Below are 21,533 nucleotides of genomic sequence, written 5' to 3' on the forward strand. Positions count from 1 at the left end.
CCAGGCGGCCCGCCCGGTCAAGGCGGCCCGCCCGGCGCAAGGCGGGCCCGCCGGGTTCAGGCGCGCCGGGGCCGCAGCGTGGCCGCCGCCAGCCCGAGGGCCACCGCCGCGATCGCCGCGGCCACCCGGAACGCCAGCCGGTAGCCCTCCGCCGTGGCCGGCACCAGCTCCGCGCCTCTGTGCAGCAGACCGTCGGTGTGGCTCGCCGCGAGTGTGGACAGGACGGCGAGACCCAGTGAACCGCCGACCACCTGCGTGGTGTTGAAGAGCCCGGAGGCCAGCCCCGCGTCCTCCTCGCGGACGCCGGCCATGGCGAGGCCGGTGAGCGGGGGCATCGCCGCGGCGAAGCCGGCCGCCATCAGCAGCATCGGAGGCAGCACGTCGGCCGCGTACGAGCCGTCGGCGGGCGCCCGGCTCAGCAGGGCCATCCCGGCGGTGATCAGCGCGAGCCCGGCCAGGAGCACGCGGTACGCGCCGAAGCGGTCGGCCACGCGCGCCGACAGCCCCAGCATCAGGGCGCCGATCGCGAGCGGCGCCGGCAGGAAGGCCAGGCCGGTGTGCAACTCGCCGTAGCCCAGCACGCGTTGGAGGTAGAGCGCGCCGATGAACTGAAAGCCGTACATCGTCGCGACCATCAGGATCTGGACGCCGTTCGCGCCGCTCAGTGTGCGGGAGCGGAGCAGGCGCAACCGCAGCAGTGGGCGCTCGGCCCGGGCCTGGCGCAGGGTGAACGCCACGAAGAGCGCGAGGGCGAGCGCGGCCGGCAGCAGGGTGGCGGCCGGGTCCCGGTCGCCGGAGCCGACGATGACGTAGACGGTGAGCATCAGCGCGCCGGTGACCAGGGCCGCCCCCGGAGCATCGGCGCTCCTGCCCAGCCCGGAGCCGCGCCCGGAGCCGGGCTCGCGGGCCAGGATCCGGACCGCGGCACACCAGGCCGCCACCCCGATCGGCAGATTGATCAGGAAGATCCAGTGCCAGCTGAGCTCCTGCGTCAACGCGCCGCCGAGGAAGGTGCCCAGGGTGGCACCCACCGACCCCACCGCGCTGAACACCGCGATGGCACGGGCCTGTGCGCGCGGTTCGGCGAAGAGCGAGACCAGCATGCCCAGCACCACCGCCGAGGTCATCGCACCGCCCGCGCCCTGCACCGCCCGCGCCGCGATCAGCGCGCTCTGACTGGTGGCCAGCCCGCACGCCACGGAGGCCGTGGTGAACACGGCCAGCCCGGCCGTGAACATCCGTTTCCGGCCGACCAGATCACCCAGACGGCCGAACAGCAGAAGCAGTCCGCCGAACGGGATCAGATAGGCGTTCACCACCCAGGCCAGCCCTGGACCGCTGAAGCCCAGGTCGCGTTGGACGGCCGGCATCGCCACGGTGACGATGGTGCCGTCCAGGATCGTCATCAGCGCGCCCGCGCACAGGACGGCGAGGGACGCCCGACGCGGGTATGTTCGAGAGAGAGTCACCGGTGCGGCCGGTGTGCCGGTCGTGGTCGACATGGCCTTCTGGCCTCCGCAATCGCCGTATCTCGCCAGGGACATCAACAGGAACCGATCGTGCGCAAGGTGCACGACTTGTAACGGGGTTCATGGTGAGTGACCATGAGAGGACGGCGTAAGGAGGCAGCTCGATGTCCCAGAGGAACACCGGTGTTACCAGCCAGGTCGTGAACGCGCACGCCTGCCCCGTCCGCGAGGTTCTTGACAGGGTGGCCGGTAAATGGAGCGTGCAGATCCTGGTCGCGGCCTCGCACGGCCCCATCCGCTTCACGGAGCTGGAGCGCGGCATCGAGGGCATCAGCCGCCGGATGCTGACCCTCACCCTGCGCAACCTGGAGCGCGACGGCCTGGTGACCCGCACCGTGTATCCGACCGTCCCCCCACGCGTGGAGTACGGACTCACCCCGGTGGCGCTGGAGTTGCACGAGACCTTGCAGCGGCTGACCGAGTGGGCCGAGCGCAACCGCCACTACATCGCGCAGTCGCGGGCGGTCTACGACGCCGAGCACCAGCCGGAACTGCTCGACGTGTAGACGGCGCGTACCGCGTCAGAACCCGAACAGCTCCGGGGCCGAGGTGAGTTCCTCGAAGATCTCGCGCGGATCGGCGACCAGCTTCCGGGCCTTCAGGTCCAGCAGCCCGCCGACCGCGTCGACCTCGGCGGCCAGAGTGCCGTCCGCCCTGGTGATCTTCTGGAGTATCCGGAACGTCTTGCCGCCGCTCCACTCGAACGCGCAGCCCACGTCGACCTCGTCACCGGCGAGCAGTTCCCGCCTGTACCGGATCGTCGTCTCCAGCGCCACCGGGCCGACGCCCCGTCCTATCAGCCGGGCCTGGCTGATCCCGGCCGTCTGGAGCAGTGACCAGCGGGCGTGCTCGGCGTAGTTGATGTACACCGCCTGGTTCAGATGGCCCTGCACGTCGGTCTCGTAGCCACGGACGGTCACCCGGACGGAATACGGTTCGCTCACGACTTCCCCTTCTCGTGTACGGCGCACGGATCCTTTGTCGGCATCCTGGCACGTCCGTCACACCCGGCGCGGCGATGCCAGCAGATAGCGCGTTCTGGTGCGCGGCTCCGTGTACTCGCCCGTCTGCCAGCCCGCCCGCTCCAGCGTGGCCGCGCAGCCGCGCAACGGCTCGCCCTCCGGCGCGTACACGGCGACCGCTTCCGGCTGTGGGGTGGCCCGCACCCGGTAGCCGGGGGTGTCCGGTCCCTCGGGCGGGTGTCCGGCCGCCTCCAGGGCGAGTGCGGCGGCCCGCACCAGATGCGTACGCTCCCAGCCGCACGGCCGGTCCGTGGCGCCGTCGGGATTGGTCATCCGGCGCAGTTCGAGCAGCCCCTGCCAGGCGCTGTGCACCTCACGCGCCCGGGCGGGCCCGGTGTCGGCCTGCTCCTCGCCGCCGATCCGCGCGGCGAAGCCGTGGGCCGGCTCCGGCTCGACCGCGGCCGGGGGCTCGGGAGCCTCCCGTATTCGGTGCCCGGCCGGCGTCAGGAAGTGGTCGTGCGGCGGGCGCGGATGCCGGAAGGCGAGCCCGCGCTTCACGAGTGCCGTCAGCTGCGCCTCGGTACCCCGCAGCCGCCCGGTGACCGGGTCGGCGGCGTCGATGACCCGCCGCTGCGCGGCGGTGGGCGGTCGGGTCACGGTGCTCCTCCCCGGTGGTCTGCGGTCCGGAACCGCCTGGTGAGCGGCACCTTCGAAGACTACGACCGGGCACTGACAACGCGGTCCCGCTACCCGCTGGGCCGGATGTTCCAGCCCGCGATCACCGGCCGGTCGTGCTCCGTGCCCAGCCGGCACAGCGTCCCGGTCGCCAGCTGGAAGAGGGCCCCGGCGGACGGGGGCAGGCCGAGACGGCGGGCGGTCAGGACGCGCAGGAAGTGCCCGTGGGCCACCAGCAGCACGACCCCCTCGGTGTTGGCGAGGGCCGCCTCGACCTTGGCCAGCATCCGGTCGGCCCGCTCGCCGACCTGCTCCGGGCTCTCCCCGGGGTGGTCCGGCGGGCCGGGCGCCACTCCGTCCGTGAACAGGAACCAGCCGGGCCGGGTGCGGTGGATCTCCATGGTGGTCACGCCCTCGTAGCCGCCGTAGTCCCACTCCCGCAGGTCGGTGTCGACCCGGGCGTCGTCCACCCCGATCAGCTCGGCGGTCTCGCGGGCCCGCTGGAGCGGGCTGACGAAGGCGGCACCGATGCGGTGCGAGCGGATCAACGGCACCAGCCGCCGCGCCTCGTCCCTGCCGTGCTCGGTGAGCGGCACGTCGGTCCGCCCGGTATGCCGTCCGGACCGCGACCACTCGGTCTCGCCGTGCCGGACGAGAAAGACATCAGCCATACCTCAGAGGCTAAGAGCCCAGCGCTCCAGTGCGGCGAAGTCACGCGCCCGCAGGCCGTGCCGTGGATCCACCGGAAGGAGCAGTGCCGGGCCGTCGTGGTGCTCGGCGACATGGCGGACGTCGAGTTCGGTGACCATGTCGTCCACCCAGACGAACGGCTGCCCGGCCGCCCAGGTCAGCACGGTCCGCGTCTTCCAGTAGAGGCCGTCCGGGTCCTTCGCGAACGGCTCCGGCCACTCGATGACGGGCAACTCGGGCAGCCCGATGACCGGCCCGATCATCTCGTTGGCCTGATGCGTCCAGGTGGTGGCCCAGGCCAGCTCGTACGGCAGTGCGAGCAGCCGGGCCCCGTGCCCGGGGTGCAGCCGCACCCGCAGCCCCCGGCGCAGCGCGCGCGAGCCCGGCTGCTGGCGGGCGGACCAGTTGGCGGGGTGCAGTCTGCGGGTCACGTATCCGCGGTGCCGCAGGAACCGGGCCCGGAAGGGGTTCAGGGGGCCGTCGACGTCGAGGAGGAGCAGAGGCCGCTGGGTCATGGGGACGACTTACCCAGGCGGCCCCGGGGTCCACTACTGCCGGTACCCGCTGAGGAACCGCCCGATTCGGCCGATGGCCGTCTCCAGGGTCTCCGCGTGCGGCAGGGTGAGGATGCGGAAGTGGTCGGGGGCGGGCCAGTTGAAGCCGGTGCCCTGGACGACCTGGATCTTCTCCTGGAGCAGCAGGTCCAGGACGAACTTCTCGTCGTCGTGGATCGGGTGCACCTTGGGGTCGATGCGGGCGAAGGCGTAGAGGGCGCCCTTCGGTTTGACGCACGAGACGCCGGGGATCTCGTTGAGCTTCTGCCAGGCCACGTTGCGCTGCTCGTACAGCCGGCCGCCGGGCACCACGAGTTCGCGGACGGACTGGCGGCCGCCGAGCGCGGCCTGGATGGCGTACTGGGCGGGCGCGTTGGCGCACAGCCGCATGGAGGCCAGCATGGTGAGGCCCTCCAGGTAGTCCCTGGCGTGCTGCTTCGGGCCGGTGACGACCAGCCAGCCCGAGCGGAAGCCGGCCACCCGGTACGTCTTGGACAGGCCGCAGAACGTGAGGACCACCAGGTCGGGGGCGAGGGCCGCGGTGGAGTGGTGGACGGCGTCGTCGTACAGGATCTGGTCGTAGATCTCGTCCGCGAAGACCATCAGGCCGTGCCGGCGGGCCAGGTCGAGGATGCCCTCCAGGATCTCCTGGGGGTAGACGGCGCCGGTCGGGTTGTTCGGGTTGATGACGACCACGGCCTTGGTGCGGTCCGTGATCTTCGACTCCATGTCGGCCAGGTCCGGGTACCAGTCGGCCTGTTCGTCGCAGAGGTAGTGCACCGCCTTGCCGCCGGCGAGCGTGGTCACCGCCGTCCACAGCGGGAAGTCCGGGGCCGGGATGAGGATCTCGTCGCCGTCCTCGACCAGGGCCTGTACGGCCATGGAGACCAGCTCCGAGACGCCGTTGCCGAGGAAGACGTCGTCGACGCCGACCTCCAGGCCCAGGGTCTGGTAGCGCTGGGCGACGGCCCGGCGGGCGGAGAGGATGCCGCGCGAGTCGGTGTAGCCGTGCGCCTGCGGAAGCATCCGGATCATGTCCTGGAGGATCTCCTCCGGCGCCTCGAAGCCGAACGCGGCGGGGTTGCCGGTGTTCAGGCGCAGCACGCTGTGGCCCGCCTCCTCCAGGGCGTTGGCGTGCTCGATCACCGGCCCGCGGATCTCGTAACAGACCTCGCTGAGCTTGTTGGACTGCCGGAACTCCATGCGCCCCTCCGGAAACTCGTGTTGCTTGGTTTTACCAAGTAGGAGCTTGGAAAGTCCAACATCTTGTCTAGACTGCGTCGCATGTCACCTCGCCGAAGCTACGACCAGTACTGTTCCGCGGCCCGCGCCCTCGACGTCGTCGGCGACCGCTGGACCCTGCTGATCGTCCGGGAGCTGCTCGCCGGTCCCCGCCGCTACACGGACCTGCACGCGGACCTGCCGGGGGTCAGTACGGACGTCCTCGCCTCCCGGCTGAAGGACATGGAGCGGGACGGGGTCACCACCAGGCGGCGGCTGCCCCCGCCGGGCGCGGCGTACGTCTACGAACTCACCCCACGCGGACGGCAGTTGCTGCCGGTCCTCCAGGCGCTGGGCAAGTGGGGGGAGCCCGAACTCGGCGACCGCCGGCCCACCGACGCGGTACGCGCCCACTGGTTCGCGCTGCCGCTGCTGCGGATCCTGGAGGGCGAGGGGCTGGTCGAAGTCCGGCTGGGAGAGGGGCAGTTCCACCTCCATGCCGGTGCCCAGGACGGCCCGGTCTACGGCGACGGCCCCGCACCCCGCGAGCCCGACGCCCGGCTCGTGCTCGACGCCGCGACGGGGGCGGCCCTGGCCCGGGGCGAGCTGGGGCCGGCGGAGGCGGTGCGGACGGGACGGCTGACGGTGACCGGGGACGGGGCGCTGGCCAAGGAGCTGCGAGAGGCCTGAAACGACGACCGGGCCGCCGCGAACGGGGCCCAGTCATCAGGTTCCGTACCGGATCACGCGCCCGGCGGCACCCGGGACGGCCGCCCCGCCCCCCGCGTCAGCGCGTGCCCGCCGATTCCTGCCAGCGCGGCCAGTATCCCGCCGATCCCGGTCCACACCCAGCGGTCGCTCCACCAGCCGGAGGACCAGCCGTCGTCGGGCTCGATGCTGGACAGCACCGCCGACTTGGTGGCCGGGGAACTGCCGTCGTCCGACTCGGACCTGACGGCGATCCCGGGCACGAGCGGCTCGGCCAGCGAACCGTCCACGGCCGCCGAACCGCCGATGTCCTTGGAGTCCACCTTCACCTCGGCGCTCACCGGCTGACCGAGGTCGGCCGAGGTCAGGTCCACCACGGTGAGCCGGATGTAGTACGTGCCGGGCAGCGGGTCGTCGGCCCACGGCTCCGACCAGGCCCGCACGGTACGCATCACGCAGGCCAGCTCCACCGACGTGGCACCCTGCGCGGCCGTGCGGGTCTGCGCGCCGTACTGGCAGGCCTGCCGGCGCCGCAGACCGTCGTACACGTCGAGCTGCCAGGTCTGCCCCGCGTGCGAGTCGGGCAGCTTCACCGTCGCCGTGACGTCGGGGCGCCGGCCGGCGTCGGCCGGGAAGGACCAGTACAGGTAGTCGCCCGTGGATCCGTCGGCCGTCGCCTGCTGCCCCTGGTCGATCTCCGTCGCCGTACGGAAGGACGTGCCCGCCTGGGTGGGCGCGGCGCTGTCCTGCGAGGCGCTGGGGGACGGGGAGGCGGAGGTGTCCGCGGCCGCCGGACCCGCCGCCAGGCCCACCGCCAGCAGCGCGGCGCTCAACACACGTGTGATCGACATCAGTTGGTCCTCCAGACCGCGATCCGCCAGCGCGACACCCAGCCCCACACCAGACCCGCGAGGAAGCCGGTCAGCACCAGCGCGCCGAGCAGCCACCAGCCGCGGCCGAGCCCGAAGGAGGCGACGTCGCTCGCCTGCGACGGCCCGTCCACCACGTCGACCGTCAGCTCGACGGGCAGACCGGGGCTGGTCTTCACCCCGGACGCGGCCGAGAAGGAGTTGGTCACCTGGAGGCAGACGGTCTCCGGGGTGGCGTCCTCGTCGTCGCTCTCGGCCTTCGGGTACCGCAGCCCGGTCGAGATGACGTCCGTACGCCCGAGGCCCGACGCCTCTCCGCGCACGATCTCCCGCCCGTGCACGGTCACCGCCCGCAGCAGCACCCCGTAGTCGGCGTTGACGGCCCGGTCGGCCGCGACGCTCACCGAGGCCCGCAGCTCCTGGCCCGGGTCGACGTCGACCCTGTACCAGCGCTGCTGCCCGAACTCCTCACGGTCGGTGTACAGACCGGACTTCAGTGTGGGCGCGGACGAGCACTGGTCCGTCCCCTCGGTCGCCACCGGCGTGACCACGGGGTCCGCCGCCCGGTCCACCAACTGGCCCACCCGGTCGGTCAGTTCCTCCTTGTGCTGGACGGAGGTGTACGTGCCGCCGGTCGCGTCCGCGATGCAGCTGAGCTGGTCGCGGGTCTTGGCGTCCGGCACCAGGCCGAGGGTGTCGATGGTCAGCCCCACGCCCTTGGCGGCGATCTCGCGGGCCACCTCGCACGGGTCCAGCGGCTGGCAGGTGTCCTCGCCGTCGCTGATCAGGACGATACGGCGGGTCCCGCCGCCGCCTTCGAGGTCGTCGGCCGCCTTGAGCAGCGCGGGACCGATCGGCGTCCAGCCGGTCGGCGTGAGCGTGGCGACGGCGGTCTTCGCCTCGGTGCGGTCCAGCGTGCCGACGGGGTAGAGCTGAGCGGTGTCCTTGCAGCCCTCCTTGCGGTCGTTGCCGCGGTAGTTGGCGCCCAGCGTGCGGATGCCGAGCTGGACCCCCTCGGGCGTCGCGTCCAGCACCTCGTTGAACGCCTGCTTGGCCGCGGCCATCCGCGTTCCGCCGTCGATGTCCGCCGTCCGCATGGAACCGCTGACGTCCAGCACGAGCTCCACCTTGGGAGCGGCCTGTTCGGTCTCGTCGGCGACCGCCTGGCCGGGGAACGCGATCCCGGCCGCCAGGGCGGCGAGCAGAGCGCAGACTCCTGCCGCCGGCCGATGTGTTCTGATCATCGGCGGATCCTATTGATCAAAGGCGCCGGGCTCCAAAACGAGGTCGGGACCGGTGTAACGAGAGTGACCGGCAGATCAACGGAGGGCGGCCAGCGGGTTCGGCAGTGCCGTCCACTGGTCCCCGGGCACCTCCGGGGACAACCGCATCAGGGTCAACGCCTTGGCGGGCAGCGGGCCTTCGAGGAGCGCCGTCAGATCGGGGCCGGCGGGCAGGTGCGGCACGGCCGCCTCCAGGGCCGTCGCCAGGGCCGGTCCCGAACCCGCCGTGCCCGCCAGCGCGCCCGCGACCAGGGAGCCGAACAGCTTGCGGCGCAGAGCGGTTTCGTCGTCCGTGACCAGGCGGCCCGTCAGCTCGGGTGGGGTGATGCCGTGGCGGGTGAGACGGGCGGGGCTGAGGCGGATGTCGGCCAGGTCGCGGTAGACCAGGCGGAGCGGGACGCCGGTCGCGGAGAGCACGACCAGGAGGTTCTGGCCGTGCGCCTCCAGGGCCACGCCCAGGTCCAGCAGTCGCAGCCCCACCGTCAGCGCGAGCCGGGTGAACTCGGCCAGCCAGGACGGCGATCCGGGGAGGACGGTGGTGGCCAGGGCCGCCACCGGGAGGACGCGCTCACCCGGCGCCGCGTACCCCTGCGGCGACTCGCGCAGCAGCGCCGCCAGCTCAGGGGAGTCGGCGGTCACCGCGCCCAGCGTGCGGGTGACGTGCAGCAGTCCGTCCGTGCGGGACGCCAGGTCCGTCGCGAACGACGACAACGTCATCGCCGCGCCGACCGAGTACGCGGAGATGTCCCGCACCGACGAGGTCAGCCGGGCGCTGAGCGCGGTCTTCACATGCGGTCCGCCGGGAAGCGCGAGCGTGCGCAGCGACATCAGCGGATGCGCCTCGCGCCAGGGCCGGGCGGAGTCGCCCTTGAGGGCATGGGCGCTCTGCCAGGGATGCACCGGAACCAACACCCGCCCCGCGTCCCGCAGTTCCTCCGGCCAGTCGCCGGTCAGCAGATACTCCCCGGCCGCGACCGGAACCGCCTCCAGCCGCACCACCGGCCGGTGCTCCGGACCGTACGCCAGCTGCTCCGCCACCGAGAAACCGGGCCGGGAACGGCAGTTGGGGTGAAACGGATGCCCGTCGACGACCCGCTGCTCCCACTCCCAGTCGCGGTCCGGCAACTCCTTGGGGGGAAACTCCCGATCGGCCCGCGACAGCGCCAACGAAGCGACGCTGTGCCCGAGTTCGGCCGCGAACCCGTCCGAGTGCGGCCACCCCAGATCCGACATCAGCCGTGCCGGATCGTCGTACGCCACCCTGTCCAGACGCACGGCGCTCACATACCCGCCGGTGGCGTACGGGTCCGCCCGCGGGCCGTGCAGCGTCCGGCCGTCGGCCAGCCCCAGGGCCAGGCTGTGCGCCCCGCGCACCCGGCGCGCCACCCATGGCAGCGGTTCGTGCGCCAGCGCCCGCCAGAGCCGGGTCAGCACCGCCGCCCGCGCACCGGGCAGCTCGGCCGTGTACCGGTCGGCCAGGTCCGGCCGCGCCTCGGCCAGCTCCGCGGCGAGCCGGGTCTCGATGGGGGAGGGACGGTGCACGGGAGGGCTCCTCGGAGGACGGGTACGACGGTCATGATGACCGGTGACGAGCGACATACTGATGACGATCGGACTGTGTGGACACAGAGAACGAATGGAACGCGTGGACCTCATGACCCTCGGCGACACCGTCGGCGAACGTGCCGACGCGTACGCTGCCGCGCCCCTGCTCAACTGCCTGCTGCGGGAGGTGGCCCAGCCGCTCCCGGACGCAGGGGAAGGGCCGTCGCGGGTCTACCGGCTGCCCGGCGGCGGACGGCTGCTGCGGGTACGCGGCGCACGCCGGCCCGCCGCGCCCGAGGTGTACACGGACGGCACCTGGCACCCCGTCGGCCACGCCGAACTGGTGAAACTCGTCGCCGAGGAGCTGCGCAGGCACACCGGGCTGTCCAACGGCGACCTGCCGGCCGAGATGATCGACAGCCGGGACGCGGTCGCCGCGCTGCTCACGGCACGCGCCCGGGCGACGGCGCCCGGCGACCCGTATCTGCGCTCGGAGCAGTCCCTCATCACCGGCCATCCCTACCACCCCGCCCCCAAGGCGCGCGGCGGCGGCCCGGTCACCGCCTGGCTGCCCTACGCCCCCGAGGCGCACGCCCGGTTCCCGCTGGTGCTGCTCGCGGTACGCGCGGACGAGGTGGCGGAGGAGGGCGACACGGCCGCGCTGGACGCACTGGCCCCGGCCGCCGTGCCGCCGGGCTACCGGCTGCTGCCGGCCCACCCCTGGCAGCTCGACCTGGTCGCCCGCGAGCTCGCCCCGGCCTTCGCCGACGGGCGGCTGCTGCGCCTCGGCGAGACGGACTTCGTGACCTGGCCGACGGCCGCGATCCGCACGGTGTACGAGCCCGAGCGGGATCTCTTCCTGAAGTTCAGCCTGGACGTCCGGATCACCAACGACATCCGCCGCCTGTGGGCGCACGACCTGCGCAGACTGCGCCGTACGGACGCGGCCGCGACCGCCGCGTTCGCGGCGATGGACGGCCCGGCGGCCTGGCTGGGCGACCGCGGCTACCGCACCGCCCGCTTCGCCTTCGAGGAGCTCGCGGTGCTGGTCCGGGACGGGCTGCGCGGGCCCCTGCTGCCGGGGGCCACGCCCCTGCTCGCCGCCGGCCTGGTGGAGGGCTTCGCCGGGGACCCGCTGACCGCGGCGGCGGACCCGGGTGCCTGGTGGGAGGCGTATCTGCGGGCGGTCGTGCCCCCGGCCGTGACCGCCTTCGCCGCGCACGGCGTCGTCCTCGAAGCGCACCTGCAGAACACCCTGGTCGCCGTCGACGCCGACGGTATGCCGGTGCAGGCGCTGTACCGGGACGCCGAAGGGGTCAAGCTGCCGGGCGACGTGGAGCGGGCCGCCGGGTGGGAGCGGCTGGTGTACTGCCTGGTCGTCAACAACCTGACCGAGGTCGCCGCCGCGCTCTCCGAGCACCACCCCGGGTTCGATCCGTGGCCCGCCGCACGGCGGGAGCTGGCCCGGCATCCGCTCCCGGAGGCGGCCGGCCTGCTGGCGTCGCCTACGCTGCCCGGCAAGACGAACCTGCTGCTCCGCTGGACCGGCGCGGGCGGCGCCGACGCGCGCTATCTGCCCTTGCCGAATCCGCTGGCCTGAGACCGCGAGGGGCGCCCGCTGTGCCGCTCGGCCGCCGTCGACTGCGGGAACCGGGGCGTACGGGCCGACCGGTGTGCCCGAGGTGTTCCCGCCCGGCCCGCGCGTGCCCGGCATGGACGGCCCAGGCCACCTGGCGGACCTCGCCTCCGGCGACCTCGCGTGTCCTGGCCTGAACACCCTCCCGCGCTCGCACCGCGGCGGCCGGGAGGCCGGTGCGCCGGGTGGTACGCCTATGACCCACCTTCCCGCGGCGGTCCGGCATACCCTACGGTGCGGATGCAGGACCGCCCCGGTCGAGCCGGGGCGGGGCGGGGAGGAAGAATGCGTGAGCAGCACGGCGGTCACGGCGCTGTGGCGGACGTCGGGACGGTCCCCGGCGGGATGGTGGTGGTCGAGGACCTGCGCCGCACCTACGGCAGCGGCGACACCGCCGTCCACGCCCTGCGCGGTGTCTCCTTCAACGTGCCGCGCGGCGAACTCGTCGCCCTCAGAGGCCGTTCCGGCTCCGGCAAGACCACCGTGCTCAACCTGGTCGGCGGTCTCGACACCCCGGACGGCGGCCGGATCGTCCTGGACGGCACCGACCTGGCCGGCCTCGGCGCCGACGACCTGCTGGCGCTGCGCCGCGACCGAGTCGGCTTCGTCTTCCAGTCCTTCGGTCTCATCCCGATCCTGACCGCTGCCGAGAACGTCGGGGTTCCGTTGCGCCTGCGGAAGGTCCCGGCCCGCGAGCGCGAGGCCCGGGTCCGTCTTCTGCTCTCGCTCGTCGGCCTCTCCGACCACGCCGACCAGCGTCCCGGCGAGCTCTCCGGCGGCCAGCAGCAGCGGGTCGCGATCGCCCGGGCACTTGCCAACAATCCGGCCCTGATCATCGCCGACGAACCCACCGGCCAGCTGGACGCCGACACCGGGCTCACCGTGATGAACCTGCTGCGCGCCGTCGTCCGCAGCGAATCCGTCACCGCCCTCGTCGCCACCCACGACACCCAGCTCCTCGCGCTGGCCGACCGTGTGCTCGAACTCCGGGACGGCCGCATCGTCGAGGACGACTGACGGCACCGCCGCGGACCGGCGACGGGGCGGGCGGCCCTTGAGGCGCCGGCACCCGACCGTCCGGGACGGAACCGGCGTGCCGCCGCCGACCTGCCGGATCCCGCCCCTCGCACACCCTTCCGCATTACCCTGGCGACTGCCCGACAGCGTTGTCCGCAGACCTCACCTCCTCGGGGGACCGTGTGCCAGTTCACGAACAGCCCACCGGGGCACCGGACTTGGCGGAGCTTCGCCGGCGGGCCGCGGCGGCGGCCGCCCCGCGGCGCGAGGCGGGGCTGGTCGTCTGCGAGAACCTGGTGCGCATCTACCGGACCGAGGACGTCGAGGTACAGGCCCTCCAGGGCCTCGACCTGACCGTGGCCGAGGGCGAGATGATCGCGGTGATCGGGGCCTCCGGCTCCGGCAAGTCCACGCTGCTGGGCATACTCTCCGGCCAGGACGTGCCCACCGCGGGCGCCGCCGAGGTCGCCGGACACGACCTGCTGGCGATGAAGCGCCGCGAGCGGCTCGGCTACCGGCGCGGCACGGTGGGCTTCGTCTGGCAGCAGACCTCCCGCAACCTGCTGCCCTACCTCTCCGCGGCCGAGAACGTGATGCTTCCGATGACGTACACCGGGATCAAGCGCTCCCGGCGCCGGGCCCGGGCGGAGGAACTGCTCGACCTGCTGTCCGTCGGCCACTGCCGGGACCGCACCCCGGACACGCTCTCCGGCGGCGAGCAGCAGCGGGTCGCCATCGCCGTCGCCAGCGCCAACGAGCCGCGGGTGCTGCTCGCCGACGAACCCACCGGCGAACTCGACACCGCCACCAGCGACGAGGTCTTCGCCGCGCTGCGCCGGGCCAACGAGGACCTGGGGGTCACCGTGATCGTGGTGACCCACGACGCGCTGGTGTCCGAGCAGGTGCAGCGCACCGTGGGGATCCGCGACGGCCGCACCTCGACCGAGGTGCTGCGCCGGGTCGCCACCGACGAGGACGGCGTCGAGGTGCTCACCGCCGAGGAGTACGCAGTACTGGACGGCAGCGGCCGGCTGCAGCTGCCGGGCGAGTTCACCGAGCGCCTGCACCTGCGCAAGCGGGTGCGGCTGGTCCTGGAGAGCGACCACGTCGGCGTGTGGCCCGACGAGGCCGCGCGCCGGGCGAGGTCCGACGCACAGGACGCGGCGAGCGGCGGCCCCGAACGCTGAGCACGCCCAGGGCGAGCCGTCACGCGAGGCGCAGTACGGCTCCCAGGCCGCGGCGGCGGGCGAGGACGGACTCGGTGACCGCGGCGGCCAGGATCAGCGCGGTCACGCCGGCGACGAGGGCGACGGTCAGCGAGTAGTCGGTGTGCAGCGCCGGTTGGGCGGGACCGTCGGTGAACTGCCGCAGGTCCAGTGTCCGCGCCGTGAGCGTCGGTTCGAGCAGCCCGAGCAGGGTGCCGCCCACCGCCGAGGCGACCGCCAGCGGCAGCAGTTGCAGGAAGTGCAGCGCCCCGGCTTCCCCGGCGCCGAGTCCGAGCGTGCGCAGGAACGAGGTGGTGCGGCTGCGCTCGTGGGAGGTGAGGGTCAGTTCCAGGACGAGCGCGAGCAGGCCCGACAGGGCGGCCAGGATCGAGCTGGTGGTGTAGATCGTGGCGAGCCCCCGCGTCAGGCCGTCCGCGCGCAGGGCGCTGACCGTCTCGGAGCGGACGCGGATCCGGGCCGGAGAACCTAGCGCCTTGGCCGCCGCCGACCGCAGTGCCGCGGGTGCGGCGGTGGCGGGGCTGTCGCCCCTGAGGAGCAGGACGGTGCTTCCCGAGGGCTGCGGGGGCAGCAGATGCTCGGCTCCTGCGGTGGTGATCAGCAACGGCGTACCGGCGGTGAGCTGCGCGGTGACCGGCCCGAGGAGCGGGTCGCGCAGGTCCGCGGCGGTGAGGGTGCCGACCGGCTTGAAGACGAGGTCCACCGGCCGCTGCCCGTCGGGTACGACCGTGGCGGTGAAGCCGCCGGTGCGCTCGCTCGCCCGCAGGCCGGGCGAGAGGAAGGAGGGCAGCGGGGTGTTCGCGCCGGCTCGGGTTCCCGCCGGGGCCGCCAGCCGGGACAGCAGCGCGCCGGCCAGGGGCGACTTCGGGGCGACGGCGGCCAGTTGCCGGGGATCCACGGTGATCACGGCGACCGGGGAGATCACCGCGCCGTCGGCCTGTCCTGCCAGGTCGAGGGTGTACAGATGCTGGAGGGCGGTCCGTGTCCCGGTGGTGCCGGTGCCCGGTGCGGAGTTCACGGTTCCGGCCACGGTCGCGCTCGCGTCGGCGCCGGTGCTCCAGGCCGCACCCGTGGCCAGGCCGTCGTCGATCGTACGGTGCACGAGGCCGCCGAACACGGCCGTTCCCAGGGTCAGTACCAGGACGAACAGGGCCAGCCCGGTCGCCGGGGCGTCGTGGGCGGCCCGGGCGGCCCCGACGAAGCCCACCGCTCCCCGTCCGCGCCGGGTCCGCCGCAGCACCAGGCGCAGCACGAGCGGGTAGCACCGCAGCAGGACGAGTACGACGGTCAGCGCCACCAGCACCGGCACCGCGCCCAGGATCCCGTCGGGGCCCTGCGAGCGCAGCGCGACCACGCCCGCCGCCGTCGTGACCAGCACCGTCAGCTCCAGAACCACGCGCCGGCCGAGGGCGATGTTCCGGCGTGAGTGCCGCAGCCGGCCGGGTCTGCGCGGCTCGCGGACCGCGAGCCAGGTCATCAGCGGCACCGTCAGCGCCACCACCGAGGCGGCGAGGGCGGCGGTCACCGGTTGCGGCGCTCCGGACGTGCCGGTGGGGGCGAGCGCCCCTCCGGCCGACCAGCCGAGCAGCGCTGCGATCACCACCACCGGCCAGGCCACGGCGCAGCGCAGCAGCACCAGCCGCGTGGTGGACGCGCCCCGCGCGCGCTGCAACCGCAGGTGGGCCTGCCTTCGGCGCAGCAGCAGCCGTACCGCGACGGTGACGGTGGCCAGCGCGACCGCGGCCAGCGCGTCGACGGCGAACGTCGCCAGGTCCCTGGCCTGCCGGTCCTGAGCGGTGAAGGCGGTGAGCAGCGGCGACAGGGAGTCGGTCAGCAGCAGGGGCCCGGTGGCCTGGCCGCCGACGTGGCAGCTGAGGTCGCCGGTGAGCGGGTCGGCTCCCTGGCACTGGGCGGCGCTGAGGTCCGCGCTGTAGTGGGACAGCGGCCCGGTCAGTGCGCGGGCCCGGTCGAGCGCCGCCCCGGACAGGTCGGCGCGCAGCTGCCAGGTCACCCGCGGGCCGCCCACCCCGGCGCCGGCCAGCAGGTCGGCCGCGTCGCGGCCGACGAGGCCGCGCACGGCGAGCACCGTGCCGGCGGAGTGCTCAGCCGGGTAGCGGGACGGCTGGTCCAGCGTCTCCCGGGCGGTCCAGAAGCCGTCGGCCGCGGCCGTGGCGCGGTAGACCCCGCTCACCAGCAGCACCGCCCGGGGCGGGGCGTTCTGCACCCCGAGCGTCTTGGCGAACTCAAGGGTCAGCCGGCTGCCCGCCCGGACGCCGAGCGCCTGGGCGGTGGCCTGGGACAACCCGATCTGGGGCGCGGTGCCCAGCGGCGTGTGGTCGGCCGGCGCGTGGCCGCTGACGTAGCGCAGGTGGGCCCGCGCGGACGGCAGATGGCTGACCGTCAGCTCGGTGCTGGTGTTCGCAGGCCCCGGTGGTCGCGGCGAGAGCAGGGACGCCTGGTTGTAGTCGTAGCTGCCGCCGGTGATGGTCACATGCCGCGCGGCGGGGCCGCTGAGCCGCTCGGTGAGCGTGCGGCCGGCGTCGAGCAGGTCGGCCATGTTCACGGCGGGCGGCACGGTGTCGAAGACCTCGGGTGTGGTGCTGAGGCTGACAAGCGGCGCTTGGGCCTGCGTGGCGTCGACACGCTGCCGCAGTGCCCGGTCCTCCTGGCCGCCCGCGAAGGCGGGGGCCCACGCGCAGAGCGCCGTCAGCACCAGGACCACCATCGCAAGGCAGGCCAGCAGCGGCAGGTCGCCGCGGGTCTCCTTGCGTATCAGGCGCCGCGTCACCGCCGTGCCCGTGCCCACGGGTCGGGTCACCGTCCGCCCTCTCGGATCGTGTCCGGCCGCCCGGCTCGACGGCCTTCCCCACCTCGGCCGTCTTCCCCGGCTCAACGGTCTTCCCCCGCTCGCAGCACACGTACCAGGTCCACTCGGGACAGCAGCCGGGCCAGCGCCAGCACGACCGCGCTGATGGCCACAGCGGTCGCCACGGTGGTCAGCGCCACGGTGCTCCAGGGGAGGACCTGCGGCAGCGGCGGATAGGGGGCCTGTCCGCTGTCGTCGACGGTGACCAGCGGCAGCACCGCCGATGCCAGGGCCATGCCCATCAGAGCGCCCGGGACCACCGCGAACAGCGCCAGCCCCAGTTGCTCGGCGCCCAGCAGCGCCGACAGGCCTCCGGCACGGACGCCGACCGCCCGCAGCAGGGCGAACTCCTTGCGGCGCTGCCGGGTGGAGACCACCGCGTGCACGGTGAAGGCGATGACCGCGAAACCGGGGGCCAGATACCGGACCAGTTCCAGCACCCGGCGCAGTCCGCTGCGGAACGGGTCGGCCTGCAGGGACGCGGCGGTGCGCGCGGTGGTGGTGACGCGGCCCAGCGCGGGCTGCGCCTCGGCGGCGGCGGCCGTGCGCGCGCTGTCGGTGGAGCCGAGCCACCAGAACGCGGGATCCTCCGGGTCGGCACCGGCCCGCGTCATCGCGGTGGCCAGTCGGCGCTGGTCGGCGATCAGATGCCCCTGTCCGCGGCCCAGTCCGGGCACCGAGGCGACGCGGCCCACGATCCTGACGGTGATCCGGGCGCTGCCAAGATCCAGCGTGGTGGTGCTGCCCACGCCCAGGCGCGCGTCGCTCAGCGTCGAGGCGTCGGCGCGCACCGGCAGCGGCGCCGGCCGGCCGGCCGGCGCCGCCACGAGTCGCACCTGGCTGCCGGGCCGGGTGTCGTAGTCGCTGTCGGCCAGGCCACCGAAGGCGTCGTCGGTGGCCTGGGAGGCCCGGATGCCGGTGCTGACGGTGCTCCGGAGCACCTCGGAGCCGCCGGGAACGACCGAGCACACCCCGGGGGTGCCGAGCTCGTAGCCGCCGGTCAGCTTTCCTTCGCACGCCCCCGCGGTGGAGTCGGTGGCGTGGTCCGTGCCGTCGGCCCAGACCTGCCCGGCGGGCAGCCGGGTGACCCAGCTGTCCGCGGCGCCGCGCGCGCCCACCCGGACCAGTTCCAGGTGCAGCCGCGCGGGACGCACGTTCGGCTGCGGCAGGACGCTGACGGCGGTCACCGTCAGCGGATACTCCCGCCGGTGGCCGCCGCTCAGCGCCACGTCGAGGGGGACGACGACGGTGTGCCTGGCTCCGTCGGCGGCGGGCAGGCGGGCCGTCACCGTGCTGACGAGGCCGGACGCGTCCTGCACGGTCAGTCCCAGGCTCGGCGCCGTCCGGCTGCCGTCGCTGCTCAGCCGCTCCTCCAGCAGCAGCGCGGTCGGACGTCCGGGGAGCCGTATCCCGAAGACGTCCGGGGACGGGGTGCGGGGAGCGGGCCCGCCGATCGTGCCGACCAGGGCTTCGGTGGCGCCGCCGGGCAGGGTCACCGTCGACTGCGTCACCGGTGTCACGGCGGTCACCGCCGGCAGCGCCCGATAGGCCGTGCCCAGTACGGCGGAGGGGTAGCTGTCGGCTGCGGACGGAGAGATCCGCACGTCCCCGCCGACGGTGAACGCGGCCTCCTCGGACGCCAGGCCGCCCAGGCAGGCCAGCGCGGTGGTGGCGAAGGCGCTCACCGAGACGGCCAGGCACATCAGTACCACCGGTCCCGCGTTGCGCGCGGCCCGCCGGCTCAACTGCCAGCCGGCCAGCGCGAGGACGAGGCCCCGGCTGCGCCGGGCGCACACGTCCAGCAGGAGGGAGGTCAGCGGCAGCAGCCGTAACAGCAGGAGCGCGGCGGCGCCGGCCACCAGGGCCGGTACCACGACCAGCACGGGGTCGGCGGACGCGCCGCCGGTGCCCACGCCGGCGAGCAGCGAGTGGTGCCGCCGCAACTCCAGATATCCCAGGGCCGCGACGGCCAGCAGCGCCAGGTCGGCGCCCAGCCGCTGGGCGGCGGCGGCCCGCGCGCCGCGGGCCGGCCGCGACCGCGCCGACGGCAGCACGGGCAGCAGCACCGCCGCGGCGTGCACCAGCAGGGTCAGACCCACCGCCGCCCACGCGCCGGTGCTCCGGGTGCCGGGGTGCAGCAGCCCGGCCAGGAAGGGCGCGGCGACGGCGGCCGGGACGCCGGTGAGCGCCCACTCGGCCGCCGCGCCGCGCAGCAACCGCAGGGTGCCGGCGCCCCTGGCCCGTTGGAGGGCCAGCTCACCGCGCCGGCGCACCGTCAACTGGCGAGCGGCCAGCACCAGGGTGGCCAGGGCGAGGGCCGCCAGCATCACGCTCGGCAGGTACAGCGAGGACCGGGCCGCCACCATCGGCACCGTCAGGTCGTCGACCGCGCCCGGCAGGCCGGAGACCACGGTCAGGTCGTCCAGCGACGGCTGCCGCCCGTCGAACACCGACACGCGGCTCTGGCTGCCGGAGAACGCGCGCAGCCGGTCGTGCAGTCCGGCGAGGGCGCCCGCGTCGATGCGGGAGAAGTCCGGCTGCACACTCCAGTGGGCCGTCAGCTGCCCGTTCAGGACGGCGCTGCCGTTGAGGGCCGACGCCGACACCACCAGCAGCTTCTGGTCGGCGGTCTCCCCCTGGGTCAGGTCGCCGGCCATCGCGGGCCAGAACCCGACGGCACCGGTCGCCCGGAAGACGCCGGTGATCCGCAGGGTCATGGCGCGCCCGAAGGCGTCCCGCACCTGAAGGCGGGAACCGGGCTCGACGCCCAGACGCTTGGCCAGCGCGTCGGGCACCGCCGCGTCGACCGGGGCGGTGGAGCCGGTGGCGACCCGGACGTCGGGGAGCGAGGTGAACGCGCCGGCCGGGGCGTCGGCCGTGCCGGCCGGCCACCGCCCGGCCACCAACTGCCCGAACCTGCCACCGTCCTGCACCGCGACCGGGTGCAGCCCGCTGCCCCCGGGACCGCGCGGGGCGCCCGCTTTCCCGTCGATCCCGGTCACGGAGACCGGCGACGTGCCCAGCAGCCCCACATAGGTCCGCTGCGGCACCCCGGCGAACACCCGCTCGGCGGCGGCCCGCACATCCCGATCGGCGGCCGCCATGCCGCCGGCCCGGAAGGACGCGCTGACGTTCACCTGGGCGTCGAGGTCGGCGGCCAGCCGCCGCACGGCCCCGGCCTGCACCGAACTCCCGGCCAGCGCCGCGAGCGCGGCCAGCGCCGTCGCGCACAGCAGCACGGTCACCGCGACGGCGGCGAGCACCAGGCCGTGGTGCGTGGCCCGCCTGGCGACGACGGGAAGCCGCTGCCAGGCCGGGCGCGGAGCATCCGGGCTTCGCCGCGGCGAAGACGTCAAGGCCGTGGCGACCACATGAAACCCCCGCAGAATCGAACATGTGACGGTGACGGCGCGCCACAGTCCTACCAGGCGTCCCCCCGACCACACAAGAAACGCTGATCTCTCCGACGGGCACCGGAGCGGCCGGAGCCGCCGCCGATGTGCCGTACTGTCGATGACGGAGCGCTGGGAGCTGACTGTGGAATATGAGGCGAGATGCTGAGAGAGGTCACCGCTGCCCGCTATGTCGAGCCCCTTCGTTCCGGCGGCTCCGTGCCCGGCATCGTCGAGGCCGACGACCTGGGGACGTACGTCGTCAAGTTCACCGGATCCGCGCAGGGCCGCAAGGCGCTGGTCGCCGAGGTGATCGTGGGGGAGCTGGCACGGGCGCTGGGGCTGCGCTTCCCCGAGCTGGTCCTGGTCCACTTCGACCCGGCGATCGCCGACGCCGAGCCGCACCAGGAGGTCCGCGACCTGCACGCGGCCAGTGGCGGGGTCAACCTCGGGATGGACTTCCTGCCCGGTGCGGAGGACTTCACCCCGCAGATCGCCGACGTCTTCCCGGTGGATCCCTCGGAGGCGGGCCGGATCGTCTGGCTGGACGCGCTCACCGTCAACGTCGACCGGACGGTCCACAGCTCCAACCTCATGGTCTGGCCGACCTTCGGCATCGCACCCCCGCGCCTGTGGCTCATCGACCACGGCGCCGCCCTCGTCTTCCACCACCGCTGGGGCACCTCGGTCCCCGGCAAGGCGTACGACTTCCGGCACCACGCCCTCGGCCGGTACGCCCCCGACACCCGGGCCGCCGACGCCGAACTCGCGCCCAGGGTGACCGAGAAGCTGCTCCGGGACATCCTCGCCGAGGTCCCGGACGCCTGGCTCACCGACTTCGGCACGCCCGACGAGATGCGCGAGGCCTACGTCGGCTATCTGCTGGCCCGGGTGCGGGCCTCCACCGAGTGGCTCCCCACCGACTTCCCGACCCGCGACCAGCTCGCGGACGAGGAGGCCGCCCGCGCGGCCAGGACCCGGCAGGGACGCCCGGACTGGCTGAAGCGGGTACCCGACCTGCACGGCAGACCTGCGGCCCGACAGGACTGGTCGGTGCATCTCGGATGAGCGAAGTGACGAGTGACAGCCGGCGCGTCGAGATCGAGTACTGCACCCAGTGCCGCTGGCTGCCGCGGGCGGCCTGGCTGGCGCAGGAGCTGCTGACCACCTTCGAGACCGAGCTGACGGAGCTGGCGCTGAAGCCGGGCAAGGGCGGCGTCTTCGTCGTACGGGTCGGTGACGAGGTCGTGTGGGACCGGCGCGAGCAGGGCTTCCCCGAGCCCACGGCCGTCAAGCAGGCCGTCCGTGACCGAGTGGCCCCGGGGAAGTCCCTGGGCCACTCGGACAAGCCCGCGTCCTGAAG

18 protein-coding genes are annotated in these 21,533 nt (G+C 74.0%); 7 read left to right on the plus strand and 11 right to left on the minus strand.

Annotated features, from left to right (window positions below; translation table 11 throughout):
• Positions 1–56 precede the first annotated feature (56 nt).
• On the minus strand, positions 57–1,502 hold the full coding sequence (locus tag OHB00_RS39240) for an MFS transporter (protein ID WP_406442189.1): 1,446 nt from the start codon (positions 1,500–1,502) through the stop codon (positions 57–59).
• A 131-nt stretch (positions 1,503–1,633) separates the two neighbouring features.
• On the opposite strand from OHB00_RS39240, the gene OHB00_RS39245 reads away from it, so the two are divergent.
• Positions 1,634–2,035, plus strand: a complete 402-nt coding sequence (locus OHB00_RS39245; RefSeq protein ID WP_406442191.1) for a winged helix-turn-helix transcriptional regulator — start codon at positions 1,634–1,636, stop codon at positions 2,033–2,035.
• A gap of 15 nt (positions 2,036–2,050) precedes the next feature.
• On the opposite strand, the gene OHB00_RS39250 is transcribed toward OHB00_RS39245, so the two are convergent.
• The 5 genes from OHB00_RS39250 to OHB00_RS39270 all read right to left on the minus strand — a co-directional run bounded on the left by OHB00_RS39250 (position 2,051) and on the right by OHB00_RS39270 (position 5,613).
• Entirely contained in the window at positions 2,051–2,473 is a 423-nt protein-coding gene (locus tag OHB00_RS39250; RefSeq protein WP_406442192.1) for an acyl-CoA thioesterase, read from the minus strand.
• A gap of 57 nt (positions 2,474–2,530) precedes the next feature.
• Complete coding sequence (locus OHB00_RS39255; protein WP_406442193.1) at positions 2,531–3,148, minus strand: hypothetical protein; 618 nt, start codon at positions 3,146–3,148, stop codon at positions 2,531–2,533.
• 89 nt (positions 3,149–3,237) lie between these two features.
• Positions 3,238–3,837 carry a histidine phosphatase family protein gene (locus tag OHB00_RS39260; RefSeq protein ID WP_406442195.1) on the minus strand — a complete coding sequence of 200 codons (600 nt, stop codon included), beginning with the start codon at positions 3,835–3,837 and terminating at the stop codon, positions 3,238–3,240.
• Positions 3,838–3,840: 3 nt separating this feature from the next.
• A complete protein-coding gene (locus OHB00_RS39265; RefSeq protein ID WP_406442197.1) occupies positions 3,841–4,371 on the minus strand; it encodes a hypothetical protein in 531 nt (176 codons plus the stop codon).
• Between the two features lie 33 nt (positions 4,372–4,404).
• Positions 4,405–5,613 carry a pyridoxal phosphate-dependent aminotransferase gene (locus OHB00_RS39270; RefSeq protein ID WP_406442199.1) on the minus strand — a complete coding sequence of 403 codons (1,209 nt, stop codon included), beginning with the start codon at positions 5,611–5,613 and terminating at the stop codon, positions 4,405–4,407.
• Between the two features lie 81 nt (positions 5,614–5,694).
• On the opposite strand from OHB00_RS39270, the gene OHB00_RS39275 reads away from it, so the two are divergent.
• Positions 5,695–6,321: a winged helix-turn-helix transcriptional regulator gene (locus OHB00_RS39275; RefSeq protein ID WP_406442200.1), complete on the plus strand. Its 627-nt coding sequence runs from the start codon at positions 5,695–5,697 to the stop codon at positions 6,319–6,321.
• A 53-nt stretch (positions 6,322–6,374) separates the two neighbouring features.
• Here the strand turns inward: OHB00_RS39275 and OHB00_RS39280 are convergent, their stop codons facing one another.
• From OHB00_RS39280 to OHB00_RS39290, 3 genes are all read right to left on the minus strand, one after another.
• Positions 6,375–7,190: a hypothetical protein gene (locus OHB00_RS39280; protein WP_406442202.1), complete on the minus strand. Its 816-nt coding sequence runs from the start codon at positions 7,188–7,190 to the stop codon at positions 6,375–6,377.
• Positions 7,190–8,452 (minus strand): VWA domain-containing protein, encoded by a 1,263-nt coding sequence (locus tag OHB00_RS39285; protein WP_406442204.1) that lies wholly within the window; start codon positions 8,450–8,452, stop codon positions 7,190–7,192. Before OHB00_RS39285 ends, OHB00_RS39280 begins: the two co-directional genes overlap by 1 nt.
• A 75-nt stretch (positions 8,453–8,527) precedes the next feature.
• Entirely contained in the window at positions 8,528–10,033 is a 1,506-nt protein-coding gene (locus tag OHB00_RS39290) for an IucA/IucC family protein (RefSeq protein WP_406442206.1), read from the minus strand.
• 94 nt (positions 10,034–10,127) lie between these two features.
• Here OHB00_RS39290 and OHB00_RS39295 point away from each other — a divergent pair, with 94 nt between their 5' ends.
• The 3 genes from OHB00_RS39295 (at position 10,128) to OHB00_RS39305 (ending at position 13,876) form a co-directional block, all read left to right on the plus strand.
• Positions 10,128–11,636 carry an IucA/IucC family protein gene (locus OHB00_RS39295; protein ID WP_406442208.1) on the plus strand — a complete coding sequence of 503 codons (1,509 nt, stop codon included), beginning with the start codon at positions 10,128–10,130 and terminating at the stop codon, positions 11,634–11,636.
• Positions 11,637–11,957: 321 nt separating this feature from the next.
• Positions 11,958–12,689: an ABC transporter ATP-binding protein gene (locus OHB00_RS39300; RefSeq protein ID WP_406442210.1), complete on the plus strand. Its 732-nt coding sequence runs from the start codon at positions 11,958–11,960 to the stop codon at positions 12,687–12,689.
• A gap of 218 nt (positions 12,690–12,907) precedes the next feature.
• Positions 12,908–13,876: an ABC transporter ATP-binding protein gene (locus OHB00_RS39305; RefSeq protein ID WP_406442212.1), complete on the plus strand. Its 969-nt coding sequence runs from the start codon at positions 12,908–12,910 to the stop codon at positions 13,874–13,876.
• 19 nt (positions 13,877–13,895) lie between these two features.
• Here OHB00_RS39305 and OHB00_RS39310 read toward each other — a convergent pair whose 3' ends face one another.
• Together OHB00_RS39310 and OHB00_RS39315 are read right to left on the minus strand one after the other, a co-directional pair.
• Positions 13,896–16,730: a hypothetical protein gene (locus OHB00_RS39310; RefSeq protein WP_406442213.1), complete on the minus strand. Its 2,835-nt coding sequence runs from the start codon at positions 16,728–16,730 to the stop codon at positions 13,896–13,898.
• 71 nt (positions 16,731–16,801) lie between these two features.
• Positions 16,802–20,134 (minus strand): FtsX-like permease family protein, encoded by a 3,333-nt coding sequence (locus tag OHB00_RS39315; protein WP_406442215.1) that lies wholly within the window; start codon positions 20,132–20,134, stop codon positions 16,802–16,804.
• A 198-nt stretch (positions 20,135–20,332) separates the two neighbouring features.
• On the opposite strand from OHB00_RS39315, the gene OHB00_RS39320 reads away from it, so the two are divergent.
• Together OHB00_RS39320 and OHB00_RS39325 are read left to right on the plus strand one after the other, a co-directional pair.
• Complete coding sequence (locus OHB00_RS39320; RefSeq protein WP_406442217.1) at positions 20,333–21,238, plus strand: HipA family kinase; 906 nt, start codon at positions 20,333–20,335, stop codon at positions 21,236–21,238.
• Positions 21,235–21,531: a SelT/SelW/SelH family protein gene (locus OHB00_RS39325; protein ID WP_406442219.1), complete on the plus strand. Its 297-nt coding sequence runs from the start codon at positions 21,235–21,237 to the stop codon at positions 21,529–21,531. The genes OHB00_RS39320 and OHB00_RS39325 overlap by 4 nt, the downstream gene beginning before the upstream one ends.
• The last annotated feature ends 2 nt before the right edge of the window (positions 21,532–21,533 follow it).

Origin of the sequence: Streptomyces sp. NBC_00631 (assembly GCF_045206895.1) — a bacterium.
Lineage (GTDB): Bacteria > Actinomycetota > Actinomycetes > Streptomycetales > Streptomycetaceae > Streptomyces.

Bases quoted from the DNA above. Each gene is read 5' to 3' on its own strand.
- OHB00_RS39285 (WP_406442204.1), bottom strand. From the start codon at position 8,452: ATGATCAGAACACATCGGCCGGCGGCAGGAGTCTGCGCTCTGCTCGCC.
- OHB00_RS39280 (WP_406442202.1), bottom strand. From the start codon at position 7,190: ATGTCGATCACACGTGTGTTGAGCGCCGCGCTGCTGGCGGTGGGCCTG.
- OHB00_RS39275 (WP_406442200.1), top strand. From the start codon at position 5,695: ATGTCACCTCGCCGAAGCTACGACCAGTACTGTTCCGCGGCCCGCGCC.
- OHB00_RS39265 (WP_406442197.1), bottom strand. From the start codon at position 4,371: ATGACCCAGCGGCCTCTGCTCCTCCTCGACGTCGACGGCCCCCTGAAC.
- OHB00_RS39240 (WP_406442189.1), bottom strand. From the start codon at position 1,502: ATGTCGACCACGACCGGCACACCGGCCGCACCGGTGACTCTCTCTCGA.
- OHB00_RS39260 (WP_406442195.1), bottom strand. From the start codon at position 3,837: ATGGCTGATGTCTTTCTCGTCCGGCACGGCGAGACCGAGTGGTCGCGG.
- OHB00_RS39245 (WP_406442191.1), top strand. From the start codon at position 1,634: ATGTCCCAGAGGAACACCGGTGTTACCAGCCAGGTCGTGAACGCGCAC.
- OHB00_RS39270 (WP_406442199.1), bottom strand. From the start codon at position 5,613: ATGGAGTTCCGGCAGTCCAACAAGCTCAGCGAGGTCTGTTACGAGATC.
- OHB00_RS39320 (WP_406442217.1), top strand. From the start codon at position 20,333: ATGCTGAGAGAGGTCACCGCTGCCCGCTATGTCGAGCCCCTTCGTTCC.
- OHB00_RS39300 (WP_406442210.1), top strand. From the start codon at position 11,958: ATGCGTGAGCAGCACGGCGGTCACGGCGCTGTGGCGGACGTCGGGACG.
- OHB00_RS39295 (WP_406442208.1), top strand. From the start codon at position 10,128: ATGGAACGCGTGGACCTCATGACCCTCGGCGACACCGTCGGCGAACGT.
- OHB00_RS39325 (WP_406442219.1), top strand. From the start codon at position 21,235: ATGAGCGAAGTGACGAGTGACAGCCGGCGCGTCGAGATCGAGTACTGC.